Raw genomic sequence first — 22821 nt, forward strand, 5'->3', positions numbered from 1 at the left:
CGGAGGCGCCGCGCCGGCGCCCCGGGTCACGGCTTGAACGATACACCCCAGGCGCGGGGCGAGCCGAGGGCCCAGCCCTTGTAGCCGACCACATTCGCCCGGGCCGCGCCGGTGCGCACGCCGGAATAGAGTGTGATCATCGCCACGTCCTGGCGGTACAGCGCCTCGAGCTGGTCCAGCAGCGCCTGGCGCTGGGCGGGGTCGGAGGTCGCCATGCTGGCGGCCAGCAGCTTCGCCGCTTCCGGATTGTCCCAGACCTTGCGCGGCTGCTTGGTCTTGTCGCCGGAGAACATCTCGAAGGACAGCGACGGGTCGAGCCGGGCGGAGAAGCCATGCGACATGATCTGGTAGGTGCCGGCCAGGTACCGGTCCTGCTGCGTCGCCCAGTCGATCACCTCGAGCTCGATGTTCAGCCCGGCCTCCTGCGCCATGGCCTGGGCCAGGATCGCCTGGTCGAACATCGGCGCGAAGCGCTTGTTGGTGATCATCTTGATCGGCTGCCCGTTGTAGCCGGCCTCGGCCAGCAGCCGCTTCGCCTGCTCGACGTCGCGCTGCACGACCACGGCCTGGGCCGATTTGTAGTAGGCGCTGGCCGGCGGGATCGGCGAGTTGTTGGGCTCCGACTGGCCATTGGTGACCTGGCCCACCAGCTCCACCATGTCCAGCGACAGCAGGAACGCCTTGCGGATGCGCACGTCGGACAGCAGCGGGTCCTTGGTCTGGAATAGGAAGTCGCTGATGTTCATGGTCGGCGACGTGTCGGTCACCAGCTCCGGGTTGGACTTGTAGTCCGCGACATCGGCGCTCTCAACGTCGTAGTTCAGGTCGATGTCGCCGGTCTGCAGCGCCGCCTTGGCCGTCGCCTCGTCCGGGATGATCAGGAAGCGGAGCTTCGGCACCTCCGCCGTCTTGTTGCCGGTCAGGCCGTCGGGCTTGCCCGGCAGCGCCGCATAGGCGTCGTTGCGGGCCAGGTCGATATACTGGCCGCGCTTCCATTCGGCGAGCTTGAACGGCCCGGTCGCCACCGGCTCCTGCCACTGGCCGTCGGGCCCGAGCGAGCTGCGGTGATAGATGCCGGTGCCGCCGCAATCAGGCCGGGCCAGGGTGCCGAGGAACAGCGCCGACGGCGTCTCCAGAGTGAACACGACCGTGTGGGCGTCCGGCGCGGTCACGCCGGTCACCTTGACCGCGCCGCGGCCGTCGACCTCGGTCAGGCAGCGCCAGCCGGTGGCGGGGTCGGTGTAGCGCTTCCAGGCGAACAGCACATCGTCGCTGGTCAGCGGCGCGCCGTTGCTGAACTTGACGTCCTCGCGCAGCGGAAAGGTGTAGGTCAGCCCGTCCGGCGACACCTCGATCGACTTGGCCAGCAGCGGCCCGATCGTCGCGTCTTCCTTGAACGCGACCAGACCCTCGTACAGATGGGTCTGCACGATGTCGGTGTTGCCGTCCCGGTTGGTGCCGGGATCGAGCGAGCGGATATCGGCGTTGAGCCGGATCAGCAGCGTGTCGCCGCCGGCGAAGGCCGGGGTCGCCAGCAGGCATGCCGCCAGGATCGATGTCGCGATCGTCTTCATTCGAGCCTCCCTGTTTAGTCTCTTGGTGACGGGGCGCGTTGCAGCCCCCGCCACACCACCTTGGCGATCTCCGCATCCTGGACCGCGACGCCGGTCAGGTCGGCCACGACGATCTCGTCGGCGTCGAAGGCGATCGGGGACTCGAGCAGAGCCCCGAGCTCGATCAGCGATGCCGGGTCGACCAGCCCGGCCCGCACCGCCCATCCGGCCTCGCCGTGATCGAGGCATTGCGCGCGGGAATCGACGACGACACGGGCCCTGCCCAGGATCGCCGTCTCCAGCTCCTGCTTGCCTGGGCTGTCGGCGCCAACCGCGACGATCCGGTGCCCCGGCCGGACCATCTCCGCGGTCAGCAGCGGCGCCGTCGACGGGGTGGTCGTGACGATCAGGTCCGCGCGGGCGCACAGCTGCGGCAGGCCGACGGCCTCGCCGCCGAGATCGGCGGCCAGCGCCGCGGCGCGATCGCTGGTCCGCGCCCAGATCAGGATGCTGGAAAGCCCCAGGATCCGGGCGATCAGCCGGGCCTGCAGCCGCGCCTGGATTCCCGCCCCGACCACGCCGAGCGTGGCGGAGTCGGGCCGGGCGATGGCGCGGGCGGCGATCGCCCCGGCCATCGCCGTGCGCCGGTCGGTCAGCTGCCCCTGGTCGTGCAGCAGGGCCAGGATCTCGCCGGTCGCGGCGCTGATCACGGCCATGAAGCCGTTGCTGGAGGACAGGCCGCGCTCGGGGTTGCGGTAGAAGCTGGTGGCCAGCTTGACCACGAACACATCGTCGCCCACCAGATGAGCGCTCTTGATGTGGCAGTCGCCCGGCGCGTCGGCGAAGGCGAGATGCCCGACCGCGGCGACCTGGACCTGGCCGGCCGAGAAGCGCCGGAATCCCGACGCCACGGCGGCGAGGGCCGCTTCCTCGTCCAGCGCCGCCAGGATCTCCGGCAAGGACACCACCCTCATGCCGAAGCTCCCGCCGTCATGCTCTCGCGACGGCCCCGCTCCGCCGCCTCGCCGTCCAGCCGCCACAACAGGCGCACGCCGCCATTCGGCGCGCTCTCCAGCGCTGGCACCGCCGACAGCAGCTTGCGGGTGTAGTCGTGCTGCGGCGCGTCAAAGATCTCGTCGCGCGTGCCCTGCTCGACGATCCGGCCCTCGCTCATCACCACCACACGGTCGGCCACCTGCTCGACCACGCCGAGGTCGTGGCTGATGAACAGGCAGGAGAAGCCGTGCCGCGCCTGCAGTTCGGCGAACAGCTCCAGTATCTGGGCGCGGACGGTGACATCCAGCGCCGAGACCGGCTCGTCGGCGATGACGAATTTCGGCCGGCGCACCAGCGCCCGGGCGATCGCCACGCGCTGGCGCTGGCCGCCCGACAGCTCATGCGGATAGCGCCCGGCGAAGCTGTCGCCCAGGCCGACCTCAGTCAACACCTCGCGCACCCGCTCGGCCCGCTGCGCGCCGGTCATGCCTTCGACGAAGCGCAGCGGCTCGCCCACCAGCCCGCCGATGGTCATGCGCGGGTCGAGCGAGGAGTACGGGTCCTGGAACACCATCTGGCAGTTCAACCGGTAGTCCCAGTAGCCGGCCTCGCTGCGGTGGATCGGCTTGCCGCCGAACAGGATCTCGCCGCCGGACGGCCGCACCAGCCCGGCGATAGCCTGGCCCAAAGTGGTCTTGCCCGAGCCCGAGCCGCCGACCACCGCCACGACCTGGCGCGGCGCCACCTTCAGGCTGATGGCGTGCAGCGCGCGCTTGCCCGCCTCCTGCCGGAACAGCACGCGGCGGCCGGGGTAATCGACCACCAGGTCGCGCACCGCCACCACCGGCGTCTCGCCGGCCGGGAAGTTGCGCGACGGCCCGCGCTGCGGCATCGCCGCCAGCAGCTTGCGGGTATAGGGGTGGCGCGGCCCGGCCAGCAGGTCCTGCGCCCGCCCCTGCTCCACGATCTCGCCCTTGCACATGACGATGATGCGGTCGCAGTAGCGCGCGACCATGCCGAGGTCGTGGCTGATCATCAGCACCGCGGTGCGATGCTCGCGGGTCAGCCCGACCATCAGCTCCAGCACGTCGCGCTGGACCACGGCGTCGAGCGCCGTGGTCGGCTCGTCCGCCACCAGCAGCGCCGGCCGCAGCAGCATCACCGAGGCCAGCATGATGCGCTGGCGCATGCCGCCGGAGAACTGGTGCGGATAGGAGGTCAGCGCCCGCTCCGGGTCGCTGAGCCCGACCCGCCGCAGCATGTCGACGATCAGCTCGCGCCGCTGCGCCGGCTTCAGCCTGCGGTGCAGGGCCAGCCCCTCGTCCAGCTGCTCGCCCAGCAGCATCGACGGGTTCAGCGAGGTCATCGGCTCCTGGAACACCATGCCGATGCGGGCGCCGCGCAGCTGGCGCAGCCGCTTCGGCGGCATGGTGGTGACCTCCTCGCCCTCGAAGCGGACCGACCCGGCGGTGCGGCGGATCGCCGGCGGCACCAGCCCCAGCACGGCGCGCGCCGCCAGGGTCTTGCCCGATCCGGATTCGCCGACGATGCCGACGATCTCGCCGGCGCTGACCGAGAAGCCGATGCCGTCGACCACGACGGTGCCCGAGCCCGCGATCTCCAGCGTCAGGCCGCCGACCTGGAGCAATGGATCCTGCCCCGCCATCACGCCGCCCCCCTCATGCGCGGGTCGAGCCGGTCGCGGATCGCGTCGCCCAGCAGGTTGATGCCCAGCAGCGTCATCGAGATGCACAGTCCGGGAAAGATGCCCAGCCAGATCGCCTGGCCGATATAGGGCCGGCTGCTGGCCAGCATGTTGCCCCAGGTCGGCGCCGGCGGCGGCACGCCGAGGCCGAGGAAGGACAGCGAGCTTTCGGCCAGCAGCGCCCAGCCGAACATCGAGGTCGCCAGCACGGTCAGGGGCGCGATGCAGTTCGGCAGGATGTGGCGCGCCATGGTGTACGCCTCGGAATTGCCGATGACGCGCGAGGCGGAGATGAACTCCTGCTCCCGCAGCGACAGCACCGCGCCGCGGGCGATGCGGGCGACCGAGGGCGCATAGGCGAGGCCGAGCGCGGCGATGATCCCGTATTTGTTGGCCCCCAGCACCGCGAGCAGCCCGAGCGCGAGCAGGATGCCGGGAAAGGCGAGCAGGGCGTCGTTGAAGGCCATGATGATGCGGTCGGCCCAGCCGCGGACATAGCCGGAGAAGACGCCGATCACGGTCCCCAGCGTGACCGCGACGAACACGGTGAGCATGCTGATCCAGACGCTGGACGCGGCCCCGGCCATGATGCGGCTGAGCACGTCGCGGCCGAATTCGTCGGTGCCGAGCCAATGGGCCGGGGTGGGGGCGCCGAGCTTGGCGCGGAAGCTGATCGCCAGCGGGTCGTAGGGCGTCCACAGCGCCCCGCTGGCCGCGGTGGCGAGCAGGACCGCGATGATGACCCCGCCGGTGACGGCGTTGAGGGAAGGACGCTTCATTGGACGGCCACCCGCGGATCGAAGATCGGGTAGCAGAGATCGACGATCAGGTTGACGAGGACATAGGTGATCGCGACGAACAGCAGGCATCCCTGGATGACCGGGTAGTCGCGGGCGAAGATCGAGTCGACGAGCAGGCGCCCGAGGCCGGGAATGGTGAACACCGTCTCGGTCACGGCGATGCCGCCCAGCATGTTGCCGAGCACGAGGCCGATCAGGGTCCAGGTCGGGCCGAAGGCGTTCTTGAAGGCGTGCCGCCGCAGCACCGCGGCCTCCGACAGGCCCTTGGCGCGGGCATGGGTGATGTAGTCGAGGCGCAGCACCTCCAGCGTCGAGGCGCGGGCCATGCGCAGGATCACGCCGGTCTCGTGCAGGAACAGCGTCAGGATCGGCATGACCAGGTACAGGAGGCCGCGCATCGGATCCTCGGCCACCGAGACGTAGCCGACGACCGGCAGCCATTCCATCTTGAGGCCCAGGAACAGCAGCAGCAGCAGGCCCAGCCAGAAGGTCGGCACCGACAGGAACAGCGTGGCGACCGCCACCAGCGCCATGTCGGTGCGGCTGTTCTGGCGCCAGGCGGCGATCAGCCCGGCCGGCACCGCGGCCAGGCTGGCCAGCAGCACCGCCGCCAGCACCACCTGGGCGCTGACCCAGAACCGCTCCAGGATCAGCGGCAGCACCGCCTCCTGCGAGGTGATCGACTGGCCGAGATCCCCCTGCAGCAGATGCCCGAACCAGATGCCGAACTGGACCAGCAGGCCCTGGTCCAGCCCCAGCCGGTGCCGCAGGTCGGCGAGGCTGGCGGGGTCGGCCAGGTCGCCCAGCATCAGCGCGGCGGGGTCGCCGGGAATCAGCCTGATCAGGGCGAACACCGACACTGCCACGATCAGCAGCGTCGGGATCGCCATGGCCACGCGCGTCAGGATGAAGCGCAGCATATCCTCTCTCGTGTCAGGGCTAGGGGTGCGGCCGCGTCAGCTTTTCGCGACGCCCCACAGGATCAGGTTCGACGCCCACGGCTTCAGCCCGGTGATGCGCTTGTTGTGGGCGAGGCAGTCATTGTCGTTGTGGGTGAAGATCACCGGCACGTCCTCCAGCAGCATCTTGTGCAGCTGGTCGAAGATCGGCTGCCGGTCCTTCGGGTCGGTGGTCTGCATCGCCTTGTCGATCAGGGCCAGCGCCTCCGGGTTCTCCCAGACCTTGCGCGGCTGCTTGTCCTTGGGGCCCGAGATCTGCTCGAAGCCGAGCGCGACGTCGAAGCGCGGCGAATAGGACGTGGCCTCCATCATGTAGGCCCCGGTGTTGTACTTATCGAGCTGGGTCGCCCAGTCCAGCACCTCGATCTCGACGTTCAGCCGGACCGCCTGCCACATCTGCTGCGCGATCACCGCGGTGTTGAAGCTGGGCACGGTCGACCGCTTGTTGGCGATCAGGACGATCTTCTCGCCCTTGTAGCCGGCCTCCGCCAGCAGCGCCTTGGCCCGCTCGGGGTCGTAGGTGTAGCCCTGCTGCTCGACCGGGCCGTAATATTGCGAGGTGCGGTAGACCGGCGAGTTGTTGACCTTGCCGATGCCCTCGGTCACCGCGTCGACCAGCGCCTGGTAGTCGATCGCCGCGGCCATGGCCTGGCGGATCTTGACGTTCTTCAGCACCGGGTCGCGGGTCTGCAGGATGATGCTGTGGCGCACCGGGTTGGTGCCCAGCTCGACCGTCAGGTTCGGGTCGGCCTGCAGCTCCTTCACCTCGCTTTCCGGCACCGAGGAGACGTCGATCGCGCCGGATTGCAGCCCCGCCTTGACCGTCGCGGCGTCGGGGATGGCCAGGAAGCGCACCTCCTTCACCAGCGGCTTCTTCAGGCCCAGGAAGCCGTCGCGCGTGTCGCCCGGCGGCGAGACATAGTCGTCGAAGGCGATCAGCGACACCGACTGGCCGCGCTTCCATTCGCCGAACTTGAACGGGCCGGTGCCGATCGGCTTGTCCCAGCTGCCATCGGCCTTGACCGAATCCGGATGCAGGATGCCGGTGCCGCCGCAATCGGTCAGCGCCAGCTGGTCCAGGAACATCGCATTCGGCTTGTCCAGCACCATGACGAAGGTGGCGGGGTCCGGCGCCGTGGCCGAGACCACCTTGGTGCCGTTGCGGCCGTCGAAATTCGGCAGGCACCGCCACTCCGTCTTCGGATTCATGTAGCGGTTCCAGCTCCACAGCACCTCGGCCGAGGTCAGCGGCGCGCCGTTGTGGAACTTGACTCCGTGGCGCAGGGTGAAGGTGTAGGTCTTGCCGTCCGGCGAGACGTCCACCTTCTGCGCCAGCAGCGGCCCGACCCCGCCGCCCTCGGAGTTGCCGACCAGCCCCTCGACCACGTGCAGGATCACCATGTCGGTGTTGCCGTCGCGGTTCACCCCGGGGTCGGAGCTGCGGATGTCCTGGTTCAGCGCCGCGGTGATGGTCTGCGCGGCGGCCGGGCCGGCCATCGCCGCCAGAGCGGCGAAAATCAGCGTCCATCGTTTCATGCTGTGCCTCCTGTCTGTCAGAACCGGCGCCTTGTGCCTGGCGCCTGATTGTTGCCGCCGGTCAGCCGGCGCGGCGCCGCCCCAGCACCTCCGCGAGGAAGGTCTGCACCTCCGGCACCGCCGCCATCCCGTCATGGGCCATGTTCGGCACCAGGTCGAAGCGCACGGAGACGCCCGCCGCCTCGAAGGTCCGCCGCAGGCTGGCCAGCCGCTCCGGCCGGGTGTGGCCGGCATGGTTGGCGTCCGGCATCCAGTGGCGCTTGCCGGGCTGGTGGGTGATCTCCCAGGTCTCCAGGTCGGCGGCGCCCACCACCATCTGCACCGGCACGCGGGCCAGGGCGGCGGGGTCGACGGCGATGCCGAACAGCGCCTCGGTGTTGCGGGTGCCGACCCACCAGTCGCGCGTCGGGTCCAGCAGCGTGACCGACCCCGGCGCGCCGATGCAGGCGGCCCACAACCGGTCCGGGTGCAGCATCAGGAAGCGATGGGTGAAATGCCCGCCGCCGGAATAGCCGAACAGGGCGAAGCGGCCGGACGGCAGGGCATAGCGCGCCACCGCCTCGTCGACGATGGCCAGCAGCGCCCGGTCGTAGCGGATGTCGCCTTCCTGGATGTATTTGAAGCCGTCGCGGTTGCCGTCGCCCCGCACGCCGACCGGGAACAGCGGCGCCAGGATGATGCAGTTGTTCCAGCGGCCGAAGTCGGAGAAGGCGTCGCGGTAGCCGACGAAGTCGCGGCCGGTGCCGTGCATCACCACCACCAGCTCGGGCTTCGGCCCGGCCGGCAGGGCCGGCGGCACATACAGGCAATAGGCGAAGCGCGGATCGGCCTGGCTGGCGAAGATCGTGGTGCGGTCGAAGTCGAACTGGGCGCGGTTGCGCTCGACGAACTCCTCCTCGGCGCTGCGGGCGGTGGCGGCTTCGGTCATGGTCTTGCCTCCTCGCCGGCCGGCACAGGGTCGTGCCGCGCCCGGTCGATCTCGATGCGGTAGGTCCGCGCCGCGTTGCGGCTGAAGAAGGCCGACCGCTCGGCCTCCGAGAAGCCCCGGGTCAGCCGCTTGAAGGCGTTGGCCAGGGCGCTGTAGCTGCAGCTCTGCTTGTCGACCGGGAAGTTGCTCTCGAACAGGCAGCGCTCGACGCCGAAGCAGTCGAAGCATTCCTCGGCGAAGGGGCGCCACGCGGCCGCCAGCTCGGCCGACTCCGGCGGCGCGGCGCGTTCGTGGAAGGTGAAGCCGTAATAGAGCATGCCCAGGCCGCCGACCTTGACCTGGACATTCGGGCAGCGCGCCAGCTCGACCATGCCGCGGCGCCACAGCGCCAGCATCTCGTCGCGGCGGCCGGCATGGGCGCCGACGCCCAGCGGCCCGCCGACATGGTTCAGGATGATCGCCGTGCCCGGGAAGGCGCGGGCCAGGTCGACCAGCTCGTCCAGCTGATGGTGGAACAGCCAGGCGTCGAAGCTCAGGCCCAGCGGCGCCAACTCGGCGAAGCCCTCGCGGAAGGCCGGGTCCAGCGCCAGGCCGCGCGGCCCCGGCCGGCCGAACATGCCGATGCCCTCCGGGTCCCAGCGCAGCTGCTGGCGGATGCCGCGGAACCGGCCCCGCCCGGCCTCGATATGGGCTTCCAGGATCCCGCGCACCCGCGCGCCGAGCCGCAGATCGGCCTGGCCGACGATCGCGGCGCCGATGCCGCGGGGGGCGCCCGCCGTCTCGGCCGCGATGAACTCGGTCTCGCCGACGGACCGCAATTCCTCCGGCCCGCCGGGGCGGTAATTGGCATTGCATTCGATGCAGATCGTCGCGACCACGGCGTGGCCACCGGCATCCGCCGCAAGATCCGCCGGCAGATAGTCGCCGGTGTCGCGGCGCCACAGATGGTGGTGGCTGTCGACGATCGGCAGCTCCGGCTCCAGCGCCGGCTCCGCGGCCCCGCCCTGCCAGGCCGCGAGCGCGGCAAGCGACCGCACCGCATTGCGCCGGGGGTCGTAGGCCGGGATCATGCCGACAGTTCCTCCGCCATCCCCGACATCTCCGCGTCGTCGCCAAGGGGAGAACCGGCCGGCCGCGGCTGCGGACCCGCCGAATCGCTGCATTGGGGGCGGCCGCGCCGTGGATCCGGCGTCGGCCCGACCGATGGATTGCATCACATAGCGACGTAAGTCAATCCAATTTTGCACAGGCGGCGATTCCGCCGGCCATGACGCCCTCGCTCAGCCCAGGGTGCCGTCGGATTTCAGCTTGAGCGCGTAGTCCAGGTGGAAGCGCATAAACTCGGACGCCTTGGTGACGTCCCCCGCCTCGAGCAGGTCGAGGATCCGCAGATGCTCCAGCGACTGGCCGACCAGGCGGCTGCGGTCGACCGTCTTGCGGTACTCCGCCAGGCGCCGGCTGGCGTTCACCCGCTTGATCGATTCGATGAAGTAGATGTTGCCGGAGCCGGCGACGATCATCTCGTGGAACTGCGAGTTGATCTCGAACAGCTTGGTGCGCGACAGGGTGCGGTAGTCGCCGTCCAGCAGGGATTGCTGCTGCGCCCGGGCGCGGCGGAACCCCTCCTCGTCGACGGTGTAGCCCGGCTGCAGGATGGCGGCGGGCTCGATCGCGATGCGGAACTGATAGGCCATGCGGTAGGCCTCGCCGGAGGTCAGCACCGGCAGGAAGCCCCAGCCCTTGCCGGGCAGCCGCTCGACCCAGCCCTCGCGCGCCATCCGGGTCAGGATGCGGATGGCCTCGCTGCGCGACAGGTCGTAGCGCCGCATGATCTCGTTCTCGCTGACCCGGTCCGGCAGTCGGCCGGACAGCCGGTCGTCGGCGAGCTGGAAATAGGCCTCCTCCCCCGCCTCCGGGCTTTCCCCCGCCGTGGCGCCGGCCCCCAGCCCGGCCGGGTCCTGCGCCAGGAAGAAGCCGCGATTCGCCTCGCGCCGGACGATGCCTCGCGCCTCCAGCAGCTTCAGCGCGTCATTGACCGGCGAGCGCGAGACCCGGAACAGGTCGGCCAGCTTCTGCGCCGGCAGGTGGTCGTTCGGCCGCAGCGGCTGGTCGCGGGCATAGTCGATGATGCGCGCGGCGATCTGCGGCGTCAGCGGCGATGGCGGCATCGGCCCCTCTCGGCAAGCCGGCCGGGCCCGACAATGGCCGGCCGCACGTTGGTGATTGCACTTTGAACCATCATCATGCAATAAGCCCTGCAGTTCTGGTCGCTGCGATTGCACGATGACGTCTAGCACTGTCGACCTGGGTGGTCAGCATCTTCGATTCGTCGATCTGCCGCGGCTGCTGGGCGGGAACCTCGCCCGCTTCCCGTGGTCGATGCGGATCCTGATCGAGAATGCGGTCCGCCACGCCGAGGCCCCGGCCGCCGGCGACCTGGCGCCGTTCCTGGCCTGGCTGTCCAGCCGGCGCAGCACGGCGGAGATCGCCTTCCGCCCGGCGCGGCTGATGATGCACGACACCACCTGCGTGCCGGCGCTGGTCGACATCGCCGCGATGCGCGACGCCGTGGCCGCGGCGGGCGGCGACCCGGCGGCGCTGAACCCGGTGCTGCCGGTCGATGTCTCGGTCGACCATTCCGTCGCGGTCGACCGGTCCGGCACCGGCGACGCGCTGGCCCACAACATGGCGCGGGAGATCGGGCGCAACGCCGAGCGCTACCGCCTGATGAAATGGGCCACCGGTGCGCTGCGCGGCGTCACCGTGCACCCGCCCGGCACCGGCATCATGCACACCATGAACCTGGAGCAGCTGGCGACCGTGGTGGCGGTGGCGCAGCACCAGGGCGAGGCCTGGGCGGCGCCGGACACGCTGATCGGCACCGACAGCCACACGCCGATGGTGAACGGCATCGGCGTGCTGGGCTGGGGCGTCGGCGGCGTCGAGGCCGAGAGCGTGATGTTCGGCATGCCGCTGATGCTGCGCCTGCCCGACATCGTCGGCGTCAGGCTGACCGGAAAGCTGCGCGAGGGCGTGCTGTCCACCGACCTCGCCCTGGCGGTGACGCAGCGGCTGCGCCGCCACGGCCTGTCCGGCGAGTTCGTCGAGTTCTTCGGTCCCGGCATCGCCGCCCTGTCGGCCGGGGACCGGGCGGTCGTCGCCAACATGGCGCCGGAATACGGCGCGTCGACCGGCTATTTCCCGATCGACGACCGCACCCTGCGCTACCTGGCCGAGACCGGGCGCCCCCCGGCGCTGCTGGACCGGGTCGCCACCCTGGCCCGGCGCCAGGGGCTGTGGTTCGACCCCGCGGCCGCGCCGCTCTACACCGATGTCGTGGAGGTCGACCTCGACGCCGTCGCCACCAGCCTGGCCGGCCCGAAGCGGCCGCAGGACCGGCTGGCGCCGGCGGAGGTGCCCCGGGCCCTGGCGCAGGCCCAGGGCCGCCTGCTGCGCCCCGCCGCCGGCGGCACGGCGCCGCCCGACGGCGCCGTGGCGATCGCGGCGATCACCAGCTGCACCAACACCACCGACCCGCGGCTGCTGGTGGCCGCCGGCCTGCTGGCCCGCAAGGCGCGGCGCCTGGGGCTGCGCCCGCCGCCCTGGGTCAAGACCTCGCTGGCGCCGGGATCGCCCGCCGCCGCGCGCTATCTCGAGCGCGCCGGGCTGGCCGCCGATCTGGAGGCGCTGGGCTTCGGCATCGTCGGCTATGGCTGCACCACCTGCATCGGCCAGTCCGGCCCGCTGGAGCCGGCGATGGAGGCGGCGATCCGCGGCGGCACGGCCGCGGCCGCGGTGCTGTCCGGCAACCGCAACTTCCCGGGCCGGATCCACCCGCTGGTCGAGGCCGGCTTCCTGGCATCGCCGCCGCTGGTGGTCGCCTATGCCCTGGCCGGCGACATGGCCCGCGACATCCTGGCCGACCCGCTGGGCCATGCCCCGGACGGGCGGCCGGTGCGGCTGCGCGACCTGTGGCCCGGCGGCGCCGAGATCGACGCCGCCCTGCGCGGCGCCGCGGATCCGCGGGATTTCGCGGACGCCTTCGCCAGCGCCCATGACAACGGCGCCTGGGAGGGCCTCGACGCCCCGGCGACGACGCTGTTCCCCTGGGACGAGGCGTCGAACTATGTGCGCCCGCCGCCCTTCGCCGCGGGCGGCCAGCACAGCCGCCTGGGCCGCTATCGCGCCCGGCCGCTGCTGGTGCTGGGCGACGACATCACCACCGACCACATCTCCCCGGCCGGCGCGATCCCCGCCGGCAGCGACGCCGGCCTGCATCTGGCGGGCCGCGGCGAGGATCCGCGCGACCTCAACGTCTTCGCCGCCCGGCGCGGCAATTGGGAGGTGATGCGCCGCGGCCTCTATACCAACCGCACCGTGCGCAACCTGCTGGACCCGGCGCTGGCGCCCGGGACCACGCGCCACCTGCCCTCCGGCGAGGCGCTGCCGCTGTGGCGGGCGGCCGAGCGCTATGGCGCCGAGGACGTGCCGACCGTGATCCTGGCGGGCGAGCGCTACGGCGCCGGATCGTCGCGGGACTGGGCGGCCAAGGGCGCCGCCTTGCTGGGCGTGCGCGCGGTGCTGGCCACCAGCTTCGAGCGCATCCACCGGGCCAACCTGGCCGGCATGGGCGTCCTGCCGCTGCGCCTGCCGGCGGACCGCCATCCCGACGCCCTGGCGCTGGCGCCGGAGGATTGGATCGAGATCGACGCGTTGGGTGAAACGCTGCGGCCGCACAGCATTGTGACGGTAAGGATCTGCCGCACCCAGGGGCAGGTCGACACTTTCGAGACGGTAGCCGCGATCGAGACCTTGGTCGAGCTCGACACCCTCCGCGCCGGGGGGATCATGCCGCTGATAGTTGCGCAAGCAAGCGCGCACGGAAACCATTGAATGGTTTCCGCTGAGTCGCTGCTTTCGAAGCGATCGACAGGACTGTCGGGGCAATACCACCCCCGACAATGGGGAAACAGAGCCGCTTCTTTGCTGTAAGAAAAATCGGAAAGCCCTGCGGCTTTTTGCCGGCGGGCCTCGGATCAGACCTCGATATCGAGGGAGTTATAACAAAGTTGGTTGCGGGGACAGGATACCACCGATGCCCATACAAGCTAGCTATCGCCGTATAGCAAGGAGACCAACGAGGGAACTGCGCTCGCCCTCGCACGCGCAACTATGAGTCTTGCAATTGACCCTGAGCGCAGCTCCGCCGCTTCCCGCCGGGTACCGATCACGCCCCTACATTCCTCGCAGCAATCGCTCAAAGATGTCGGGTTGCCCCATTTGGCCACCCTTGAGCATGATCTGCATCCCATCGAGCCGCGGATCATTCGCATGCCCCCGGCAGAGAGCGACACCTGGCGCCAGGATCGCCCGGTGAGACAGTCCCCAGAAGCCAAGTGCCTGAACCACCCGGCTCGACGTATCGCCACCGGCGATTCCCAGGCGGCGCAGCGCCACCGCGCGCAGCACCGAGGCGACGAAGGCTGCCGTGGCCCCGGCGACCTTGCTGGGGCCGACGATTTCAGCTGCGCTCGCGTCGAGAGGTGCGGTCCACGCCATCACATGGCGTCCCGCCCGCAACCGCGCGGCCACAGTATCGACGAGCGCCGGCATATACGCTGGATCGCCGACCAATCGTCCGCCGTCGACCTGCAGTCGCTCGAACGAGGACGAGGCCTCGATCTGCCGCCGAGTCACCGGAGAAAGGCTTCCGGCCATGACGAAGACGGGACCGACGGCGTGCCCGACCGGCTCGACCGGGAGGCTTCGTTCCGGCGAGCCGGTCTCGGCCGACCAATGCATCGTCAGGGCCTGGGCAACACTGCTGGCGCCCACCGCGATCAGTGGCGCTCGCTGGGCCCGAGCCCAGATCAGCCGACCGGCCGCAGCAAGATGCGCTTCATGACCGACATCCAGCAGAACCGCCGATGATCCCTGCCCGATCAGCCGATCGACGATCTGGTCCAAGGCCGCCGGGGAGAGGTCGTAGGCAGGATCGTGCAGCCCTGCGACCAGTGGCATTCCCTGCGCCTCGAGATGGCGGCGCAGATCCGCCTCGCGCATCGGCGTCACCGGGTGCACCGGCATCGTCGGGTGCCGGTCCAGCCGATGGACGTCGCCACCGGTTCCGGCCGCGGCGAACAGCGTGCTGAAGACGCAGTAACGCCCGATGTTCGGCTGGCCGCCGACGATGGGAAGGAAGGGATTCGAAAAATGCGGCCGCAGCGCCCGCACGGCAGCGCCGATGCTGCCGATATCCGGTGCGCTGTCGAAGGTGGAGCAGCACTTGTAGTGCAGGACGGGCACGCCGAGCGCCGAGAAGAAGCGGCCGACCGGATCGAGCTCGACCGCCATCGCCCCGGGCGCCAGGGTGCGCGAGGCGCCGGCAATCCCGAGGGCGTCCAGCCTGCCGGCAGCAGCGAGCCGGTCCGATGTCGGAATCGCGAGGAACAGCAGCGTCCGCAGGCCGGCCCGGGACAATGTCGCCAGCGTGTCGGTCGCGCCGGTGAAATCGTCGGCATACCAGCCCAGTCGCGGCGCGGACGCGGCGCCAGGATCGTCCGACAACCCGCGATCGGTGCCGGTCATCCGGAAACGCCGCCGAAGAAGGCAAGAGCCCGGTTGAGCTCCGGCCGTCGCTGCGCGTGCGCCTCCAGGGTCTCGCCGACCGCCACGGCTTCCCAGGCCTGGCGGATGCTGGCGACACCGGCCGCCGGCCCGTCCGGATGGGCGAGGATCCCCCCACCCGCCATGAACAGCAGGTCGTCGCTGCCGGCGGCATCCCGGGTCGCCGGCACGGTCCCCGCCCATTGACCCGAGGAGAAGGCGGGCATGACCCGGTCGTCGATGCCCGCCGACAGCGGCGCGAGGCAATCCCGCGCCGCGTCGACCACCTCGTCATCGGCCTGGGCGAACTTGCCGTGCAGCCCGTGCACATGCAGGTGGTCGATGCCGGTCAGCCGCCACAGGCACTGATAGGCGGCGAAGGAGATCCCGAGCATGGGGTGCCGCGACAGCGCGCCGAAGCCGTTGCGGTGCCCATGCAGGGCCAAGCCGGTGCTGCGCCGCAAGCTTTGCACCGCGGAGAGGCCGCACCAGTTCAGGCTGACCATGGCGCAGCTTCCGCCTTCGCGCTCGATCAACTCGGCATGGCGGCGCATCGCGTCGGTCTCGTCGGTGATGTTGAAAGCGACCATCACACGCCGGCCGGTGCGGTCCTCGTGCCGGCGCACGCGCCGCATCACCGCCGTCACCCGCTCGACCAGCGGCGCGTGGGCAGGATCCGCACAGACCTCGTCGTCCTTGATGAAGTCCAGCCCCGCGGCGCAGAGGCGGTCCGCCAGATCAGCCGTCTCCTCGGCGGACAGGCCGACATTGGGCTTGATGATGGAGCCGATCAGCGGCCCGTTCGCCACGCCCGTCGCTCGTCTCGTGCCCGCGATGCCCTGGCGGGGCAGCTCGAAGCGCTGCCGCTCGGCGGCCGGCAGAGCCAGCCTCTCCAGCCGCAGCCCGGTGACCTCACCCAGATCGAAGAGATTGCCGGCCACGGTCGCAGCCAGGGTCGGCAGGTTGGGCCCGACATTCTCGGCGGGGAAGGCCACCGTCACGCGTGCCCGCCGCCATGGCCCTTGCTGCCCTCGCCGGGCAAGCCAAGCGCTGGCCAGGGAGGGCTCCACGGCTGGCGGAAGCTCCTCGATATGCTCCACCAATGCCCGGGCCCGGGCGCGCAGGGCATCGGTCTCGCCATGGACGCGGGCGAAGGTGCCGCAGGACTGCTCGCCCGCGATGACCTCCGCCACCGCGGCCGGATCCAACGGGGTTTCGATCAGATAGGTGGCACGGATCGGTTCGGGACGCATCGCCGTTCCTCAGAGCCGGCTGAGATCGGGAAAGGGCCGCACGGCGTCGCGACCGTCCCATCCCACCGAGGCATCACGGATCAGCTGGAACATCCGGCCCTTCGGCCCCGCGACCTCGGAGAGCTCGATCACCGTGCCGGGATGGTATTCGGTGTCGAAATAGACGAAGCGGCCGCGCGCCCCAACCTCACCGCCCATGGCCACGACGAAGCCCTGCGCCTGCAACCGCGCCAGGTCCTCGTCGAAGGCCTCCGTCCAGAAGGCGACATGCTGCAGCCCGGTGCGCCCCGCCTGCAGGAAGTCTCGATACATCGACGGCGTGTCGTCGCGGGTCTGGATCAGCTCGATCTGCAGCGGTCCGGCATTCGCCAGCGCGACCGAGTTGTGCACGTCATAGGAGTGCCCGCGATAGCTGTAGTTCTCGACCGGAACCCGCGGATTATAGAACCAGGGGCCGACGCCCAGGACCCGGCTCCAATGGTCCATCGCCGCCTCGATGTCGCGCACGACGTAGCCGGCCTGCCGGATCTCGCCGAAGAATCGGCTCATGACGAACTCCCGTCTTGTCGGAGTGGATTTTCAGGAAGCGAGGAAGCCGGTGGAGATCCACGGCACGGCGGCGACGACCGCGAGCCCGACCAGCAGGGCCACGACATAGCCCCAGATGTGCCGGAGCCCCTCGTCCGGAGGGACCTTGGCGACGGCGCAAGCGCCGTAGTAGCCGACCCCGAAGGGCGGTGCGAACAGGCCGATGCCCATGGCGAAGATGACCACCATCGCGTAGTGCACCTCATGCACGCCGAGATCACGGGCGATCGGGAACAGAAGCGGCCCGAACAGCACGATGGCGGGGATCCCTTCCAGCACGCTGCCGAGCAGGATGAAGGCAACGATGGAGATCGCGAGGAAGCCGTAGGCGCCGCCGGGAATCCCGGCCATCCAGCCGGCCAGGTCCTGCGAGAAGCCGGACTGGGTGAGCCCCCAGGCCATCGCCGTGGCACAGCCGACGATGAAGATGATCGCACCGGTGAGGGAAGCCGTTTCCACCAGCATCGGCCGCAGGCGCGCCCAGTCGAATCGGCGGTAGACCAGAAGCCCCATCACGGCCGAATAGGCGATGCCGATCGTCGAGACCTCGGTCGCCGTGGCCACACCCTCGACCACCGCGGCCCGGATCACGAAGGGCAGCAGGATCGCTGGCAGGGCCACCAGTGCGAGGCGGAGGATCTCGCGCGCCGCGGGGCGCGGCATCTGGCTGAGATCCTCCCGTCGGTAACGCCACCAGACGACGGCGCACAACCCCACCCCCAGGACCACGGCGGGCAGCATCCCGCCGGCGAACAATGCCGCGATCGAGACCCCCGTGACCGAGCCGATGGTGATCAGCACGATGCTCGGCGGGATCGTTTCGGTCTGCGCCCCGGTGGCGGAGAGCAGCGCGACGAGATCGCCCGGCTTCGCCCCGCGCTTCTTCATCTCCGGGAACAGCACCGGGGCGATCGCCGCCATGTCGGCGATCTTGGAGCCTGAGATGCCGGAGACGAGATACATCGCGCCGATCAGCACATAGGACAGGCCGCCGCGGACATGGCCCAGGAGGCTGGCGAGGAACTGGATCATGGCCTTCGCCATGCCGGTCATCTCGATCAGCGCGCCGAGGAATATGAACAGCGGCACGGCCAGCAGGATGAGATGGGACATTCCCTCGTCCAGCCGCCCGACCATGACGACCAGCGGCGTCGAGGTCGTCAGCGACAGATAGCCGAAGGTGGCGAGGGCGAAGGAGAAGGCGATCGGTATCCCCGCGAAGACGCACGCGGCCACCACGCCGACGAAAAAGATCAGCAGATTGGCTTGGCCGAGCGGCTCCAGGACCGGGGCCGCCAGCCAGGCGAGGCCGATCACGGCCGCGGTGCCCGCCGCGGCCGCGGCGACCAGTCCGGGTGCCCTCATACGCAGGAGCCGGATCCCCGCGGCCGCGATCATCAGCGTCATGCCCACGGGGATCGCGGCGGCCCGCCAGGCGTTGCTGAGCTCCAGCGCCGGCGTGACGATGAAGCTCTCCTCCCCGGCATAGTCCACGGCCGGATGCAGGATCAGTGCGAGGAACGCCAGCGGCGCGACCACCGCCAGGACCTCCAGCACGGCACGCGGCCGCGGCCCGAGACGGCCGACCAGCCCCGTCATCCGCATGTGCTCGCCGCGCCGCAAGGCGACGACGGCGCCGAGCATGGACAACCAGAGGAACAGGATCGAGGCGAGCTCGTCCGACCACACCAGGGGGGCGTGGAGCAGGTAGCGCGCCACCACGCCGGACAGCAGGATCGCGATTTCCGCCAGGACGAGAAACGCCGCCGCGGCCTCGACGACGGCCGTCAGGCCGCGATCGAGGCCCGCCGCCAGCAGCGCGACCGGCGAGCGCGGCCCGCGGGCCTCGGCCGGCGGCTCGGACAAGATACCGGAGATGTCCATGCGTTCCCCCGCTGGAGCCGTGGTTCCGGATGAGCGCCGCACGTCAGGCCAGCTTGCCGACCGCCCCTTCGAGCAAGCCCCAGGCCTCGTCCCCGAACCGCTCCTTCCATTCGCCGTAGAAGCCCGATTGACGCAGCTTCTCTCGGAAGCTGTCCGGCGCGGGGTGATTGAAGGCCAGGCCCTTGGACTGGAGATCGGCCTGGACCGTCTCGTTGAGCGCCTTCACATCCTCGCGCTGGCGCATGCCCGCCTCGTTGATCGCGGTCGCGACGACCGACTGGACGTCGGCCGGCAGGGCGTCCCAGGCACGGCCGTTGGCGATGAACCAGAAGCCGTCCCAGACGTGGTTGCTGAGGCTGCAGTATTTCTGCACCTCATACAGCTTCGCCACCTGGATGATCGGCAGCGGATTCTCCTGCGCATCCACGATCCTGGTCTGGAGCGAGGAATAGACCTCGCTGAACTGCAGGCTGACCGGAGAGGCCGAGAGCCCCTTGAACATCGCGATGCTGAGCGGGCTGACCGGAACGCGGATCTTGAGGCCATCCATGTCCTGGGCGGAGTTGATCGGGCCCGCGCTGCTGGTCATCTGCCGGAAGCCGTTGTCCCACATCCTCTCGAAGGCATGGAGCCCGGTCTGGGCGATGGCCGCACGGACATGCTCTCCCAGCTTGCCGTCCATCGCCGCCCAGACCTGCCCGTAATCCGAGAAGGCGAAGCCGACCGCGTTGATCGCCGCGACCGGGACAAGCGTCGCGATCACCAGCGCCGAGGGCGTGAAGAATGTGATGCCGCCGCTGCGCACCTGGGCGAGCATGTCGGTATCGCCGCCGAGCTGGTTGTTCGGGAAGATCCTGATCTCCACCCGCCCGCCCGTCTCGGCGGCGACACGGTCGGCCGCCTCCTTGGCGCGCAGGTTCAAGGGATGCGTGACCGGCAGGTTGTTGGCGTATTTCAGTGAGAACTCGGCGGCCCGGGCCGGCCGCGGCAGCCCGGCGATGCTCGCTGCGGATGCCGCCATCATCGACCCGAGCATGATACGGCGCGTGATCGGCTGCATGATCTTCCTCCCGTCTGTCGCTGATGTTTTTTGCTGTCTTAGCCCCTTGACGTCGAGACCATAGAAAGCGTTCTCATGAAGCGTCAACATCAGAAAATGATGCGATTTGATGCATAACGATGGAGCTTCAGTACCCGATCGCCGGTTGTCCGAGGACAGCCCGGCGAGACGGAAGATGGCCAGGCTGGCCGATGTAGCGCGGCTGGCCGGCGTCTCGACCGCCACCGTCGACCGCGTGCTCAATCGCCGGCCGGGGGTGCGCGAGATCACGGTGCAACGGGTGCTGAAGGCGGCCGCCGAGCTGGACTACATCGCCGAAGCCGACCTGCAGGCGGCCCTGGCGCCCAAGCCGATGCGCGTGGCGTTCCTGCTGCCAGCCGGGACCAATCGCTTCCTGAACATGCTGGGGCGGTTGATCGCCGGCGCCGGCCCCCAACTGGAGCCGCTTCATGTCAGATGTCGGGTGGAGCACATCAAGAGCTTCAATCCCGATCTCTTGGCCCGCGCCCTCATCCAGCAATCTCGCAACGCCGACGGCATCGTGTTCATGGCGCTGGAACACCCGGCCGTCCGCGAGGCGGTCAACACTCTGGCCGAGCGAGGTATTCCGACCGTCACCCTGATCTCCGACATCGCCGGATCGCGACGCGCCGCCTATGTCGGGCTCGACAACCGGTCAGCGGGTCGTACCGCCGGCTATCTGATCGGCCGCTTCATCGGCCAGCGTCCGGCAAAGGTGGCGATGATCGCCGGCAGCCTCAGCTACCGCGCCCATGAGGAACGGGAGATGGGGTTCCTCCACATTTTTCAGGAGTTGTTCCCATCGATCGAGGTGGTCGGGCTGCGCGAAGGTCAGGATGAGGAGGACCGGAATTTCCGGCTGACCCGCGCCCTGCTCGCCCAGCACCCCGACCTGGCCGGCATCTACAACATCGGCGGTGGGGCGGGCGGCGTCGGCAAGGCGCTGAAGGAGGCCCGCCGCGAGCCGGATGTGGTCTTCATCGGGCACGGCCTGACGCCCGACACCCGAGGCTTGCTGATCGACGGCACCATGGATGCGGTGATCACCCAGAATCCGCAAGCCGCGCTGACGAGCTGCGTCGCGATCTTCACCAATCTGCGCGCCGGACGGGATCCGTGGGAAGGCGTGGAGGTGCCGCGGATCGACGTGGTCTTCCGCGAGAACCTGCGATAGCCTCGTCCGGCTCTCCCGGGCGATGAACGGGCCGTTCGACGATCGCGAAGCCCGAGAGCCGCCCCGGCTGGAAGGCTCCCCCATGGATCCGATCCTCCCGGTCGGGTTTCGGATCAGCCGAGGGGCTGTCCTGTCGGAGGGCCCGGATTCACCGGGCCCTCTTCCGCTTCCCGCCTACGCGGCCGTCCCGGGGGTGACCTCCGGCTCGAGCGGCCGCACGATCGCAAGCCGCGACAAGGCCTCGCGAACTCCCGCCCCGTAGGCGGGGTCGGCTTTGGTGCAGTTGGCAATGTGGCGCTCCTGGATGTGGACGGCCGCACCGCCCACCGAACGGGCTGTGTTGTCGAACAGGCGCTGGCGCTGCTCCGCGTTCATCATGCGGAATAGATCGCCGGGCTGCTTGTAGTGATCGTCGTCGACGCGGTGATCCCAATGATCGGCCGCGCCCTCGATCATGAGCGGTGGATCGTTGAGCTCCGGCTGGTCCGGCCACTCGCCGAGGCTGTTCGGAAAGTAGGTCGGCGTCCGGCCAAGATTCCCGTCGGTGCGCATGGCGCCATCGCGATGATAGCTGTGGTAAGGGCATTTCGGCGCATTGACCGGGATGAGGTGATGGTTGACGCCCAGGCGGTAGCGCGCGGCGTCACCATAAGAGAACAGGCGGGCCTGCAGCATCTTGTCGGGCGAGAAGCTGATCCCCGGCACGACATGGGCCGGCGAGAACGAGGCCTGCTCCACCTCGGCGAACACGTTCTCCGGATTGCGGTTGAGCTCGAAACAACCGACCTCGATCAGCGGGAAGTCGCCTTTCGGCCAGACCTTGGTGAGGTCGAACGGGTTGAACGGGAAGGCCTTTGCCTGGTCGTCCGTCATGACCTGCAAGTACATTGTCCAGCGCGGGAAATCGCCGTTCTCGATGCTCTGGAAGAGATCGCGCTGGTGCGTCTCACGATCCTTGCCGACCAGGACTTCGGCTTCCTCGTCGCTGAGGTTCGCGATGCCCTGCTGGGTGCGGAAGTGGAACTTGACCCAGACACGCTCATTGGCAGCATTGATGAAGCTGTAGGTGTGGCTGCCGAAGCCGTGCATATGCCGATAGCTCCGCGGAATGCCACGCTCGCTCATCACGATCGTGACCTGGTGCAACGCCTCCGGCAGAAGCGTCCAGAAGTCCCAATTGTTGTCGGCGCTGCGCATGCCGGTGCGCGGATCGCGCTTGACGGCGTGATTGAGATCAGGGAAGCGGAGCGGATCGCGGAAGAAGAAGACGGGCGTGTTGTTGCCCACCATGTCCCAATTGCCTTCCTCCGTGTAAAATTTCAACGCGAAGCCGCGGATGTCACGTTCGGCGTCGGCCGCGCCGCGCTCACCGGCCACGGTTGAGAAGCGAGCGAACATCGGCGTCTGCTTGCCCACCTCGGAGAAGATCTTTGCCTTGGTGTAGCGCGTGATGTCGTGCGTGACCGTGAAGGTGCCGAACGCACCGGACCCCTTGGCGTGCATCCGTCGCTCCGGAATCACCTCGCGATCGAAGTGAGCGAGCTTCTCGATCAGCCAGACGTCCTGCAGCAACGCCGGTCCCCGCCGCCCGGCGGTCAGAATGTTGAGATTGTCGCTGACGGGCGCGCCCGTCGCCTGGGTCAGATATCTCGGTTTGTCGGTCACCATACAACTGCGTGGATACTGCCGCCCGCATGGCGCGGCAAATGGAACAGGGTCTTGATAGCCGGGCAGATCAGCCGTGCCAACGCGGGCGGC

Annotated in this window: 17 protein-coding genes; 2 read left to right on the forward strand and 15 right to left on the reverse strand. The window is 69.5% G+C overall.

Annotated elements, in window-relative coordinates:
- Positions 1-26 precede the first annotated feature (26 nt).
- From BWR60_RS13530 to BWR60_RS13570, 9 genes are all read right to left on the reverse strand, one after another.
- Complete coding sequence (locus BWR60_RS13530; RefSeq protein WP_088151556.1) at positions 27-1574, reverse strand: ABC transporter substrate-binding protein; 1548 nt, start codon at positions 1572-1574, stop codon at positions 27-29.
- Between the two features lie 14 nt (positions 1575-1588).
- Entirely contained in the window at positions 1589-2527 is a 939-nt protein-coding gene (locus tag BWR60_RS13535) for an ornithine cyclodeaminase family protein (protein WP_088151557.1), read from the reverse strand.
- Positions 2524-4215: an ABC transporter ATP-binding protein gene (locus BWR60_RS13540; protein ID WP_088151558.1), complete on the reverse strand. Its 1692-nt coding sequence runs from the start codon at positions 4213-4215 to the stop codon at positions 2524-2526. The genes BWR60_RS13535 and BWR60_RS13540 overlap by 4 nt, the downstream gene beginning before the upstream one ends.
- Positions 4215-5033 carry an ABC transporter permease gene (locus BWR60_RS13545; RefSeq protein WP_088151559.1) on the reverse strand — a complete coding sequence of 273 codons (819 nt, stop codon included), beginning with the start codon at positions 5031-5033 and terminating at the stop codon, positions 4215-4217. The genes BWR60_RS13540 and BWR60_RS13545 overlap by 1 nt, the downstream gene beginning before the upstream one ends.
- A complete protein-coding gene (locus tag BWR60_RS13550; RefSeq protein ID WP_088151560.1) occupies positions 5030-5974 on the reverse strand; it encodes an ABC transporter permease in 945 nt (314 codons plus the stop codon). The genes BWR60_RS13545 and BWR60_RS13550 overlap by 4 nt, the downstream gene beginning before the upstream one ends.
- A gap of 36 nt (positions 5975-6010) precedes the next feature.
- Positions 6011-7549, reverse strand: a complete 1539-nt coding sequence (locus BWR60_RS13555; RefSeq protein WP_088151561.1) for an ABC transporter substrate-binding protein — start codon at positions 7547-7549, stop codon at positions 6011-6013.
- A gap of 61 nt (positions 7550-7610) precedes the next feature.
- On the reverse strand, positions 7611-8477 hold the full coding sequence (locus BWR60_RS13560) for an alpha/beta hydrolase (RefSeq protein ID WP_088151562.1): 867 nt from the start codon (positions 8475-8477) through the stop codon (positions 7611-7613).
- Positions 8474-9547 carry an amidohydrolase family protein gene (locus tag BWR60_RS13565; RefSeq protein ID WP_088151563.1) on the reverse strand — a complete coding sequence of 358 codons (1074 nt, stop codon included), beginning with the start codon at positions 9545-9547 and terminating at the stop codon, positions 8474-8476. The genes BWR60_RS13560 and BWR60_RS13565 overlap by 4 nt, the downstream gene beginning before the upstream one ends.
- Positions 9548-9757: 210 nt before the next feature.
- A complete protein-coding gene (locus BWR60_RS13570) occupies positions 9758-10645 on the reverse strand; it encodes a GntR family transcriptional regulator (protein ID WP_088151564.1) in 888 nt (295 codons plus the stop codon).
- A gap of 115 nt (positions 10646-10760) precedes the next feature.
- Here BWR60_RS13570 and acnA point away from each other — a divergent pair, with 115 nt between their 5' ends.
- Entirely contained in the window at positions 10761-13370 is a 2610-nt protein-coding gene (gene acnA / locus BWR60_RS13575; RefSeq protein ID WP_088151565.1) for an aconitate hydratase AcnA, read from the forward strand.
- 342 nt (positions 13371-13712) lie between these two features.
- Here acnA and BWR60_RS13580 read toward each other — a convergent pair whose 3' ends face one another.
- Genes BWR60_RS13580 through BWR60_RS13600 form a run of 5 tightly spaced genes read right to left on the reverse strand, consistent with a single transcriptional unit; the run spans position 13713 to position 20093 of the window.
- Positions 13713-15065, reverse strand: a complete 1353-nt coding sequence (locus BWR60_RS13580; RefSeq protein WP_088151566.1) for a four-carbon acid sugar kinase family protein — start codon at positions 15063-15065, stop codon at positions 13713-13715.
- Positions 15062-16336 (reverse strand): ribulose-bisphosphate carboxylase large subunit family protein, encoded by a 1275-nt coding sequence (locus BWR60_RS13585; RefSeq protein WP_088151567.1) that lies wholly within the window; start codon positions 16334-16336, stop codon positions 15062-15064. The genes BWR60_RS13580 and BWR60_RS13585 overlap by 4 nt, the downstream gene beginning before the upstream one ends.
- Positions 16337-16345: 9 nt before the next feature.
- Positions 16346-16885 (reverse strand): VOC family protein, encoded by a 540-nt coding sequence (locus BWR60_RS13590; protein ID WP_088151568.1) that lies wholly within the window; start codon positions 16883-16885, stop codon positions 16346-16348.
- A 30-nt stretch (positions 16886-16915) separates the two neighbouring features.
- Positions 16916-18808: a TRAP transporter large permease subunit gene (locus tag BWR60_RS13595; RefSeq protein ID WP_088151569.1), complete on the reverse strand. Its 1893-nt coding sequence runs from the start codon at positions 18806-18808 to the stop codon at positions 16916-16918.
- Positions 18809-18851: 43 nt separating this feature from the next.
- Entirely contained in the window at positions 18852-20093 is a 1242-nt protein-coding gene (locus tag BWR60_RS13600; RefSeq protein ID WP_230983045.1) for a TRAP transporter substrate-binding protein, read from the reverse strand.
- Between BWR60_RS13600 and BWR60_RS13605 the strand changes: the two genes are divergently transcribed.
- Positions 20044-21063, forward strand: a complete 1020-nt coding sequence (locus tag BWR60_RS13605; protein ID WP_218823481.1) for a LacI family DNA-binding transcriptional regulator — start codon at positions 20044-20046, stop codon at positions 21061-21063. The two genes, BWR60_RS13600 and BWR60_RS13605, sit on opposite strands and share 50 nt — an antisense overlap.
- Before the next feature lie 174 nt (positions 21064-21237).
- On the opposite strand, the gene BWR60_RS13610 is transcribed toward BWR60_RS13605, so the two are convergent.
- Positions 21238-22728: a catalase gene (locus BWR60_RS13610; RefSeq protein WP_088151579.1), complete on the reverse strand. Its 1491-nt coding sequence runs from the start codon at positions 22726-22728 to the stop codon at positions 21238-21240.
- Positions 22729-22821: the final 93 nt, after the last annotated feature.

It is taken from the genome of Inquilinus limosus (genome assembly GCF_002195995.1).
Classification (GTDB): domain Bacteria; phylum Pseudomonadota; class Alphaproteobacteria; order DSM-16000; family Inquilinaceae; genus Inquilinus; species Inquilinus limosus_C.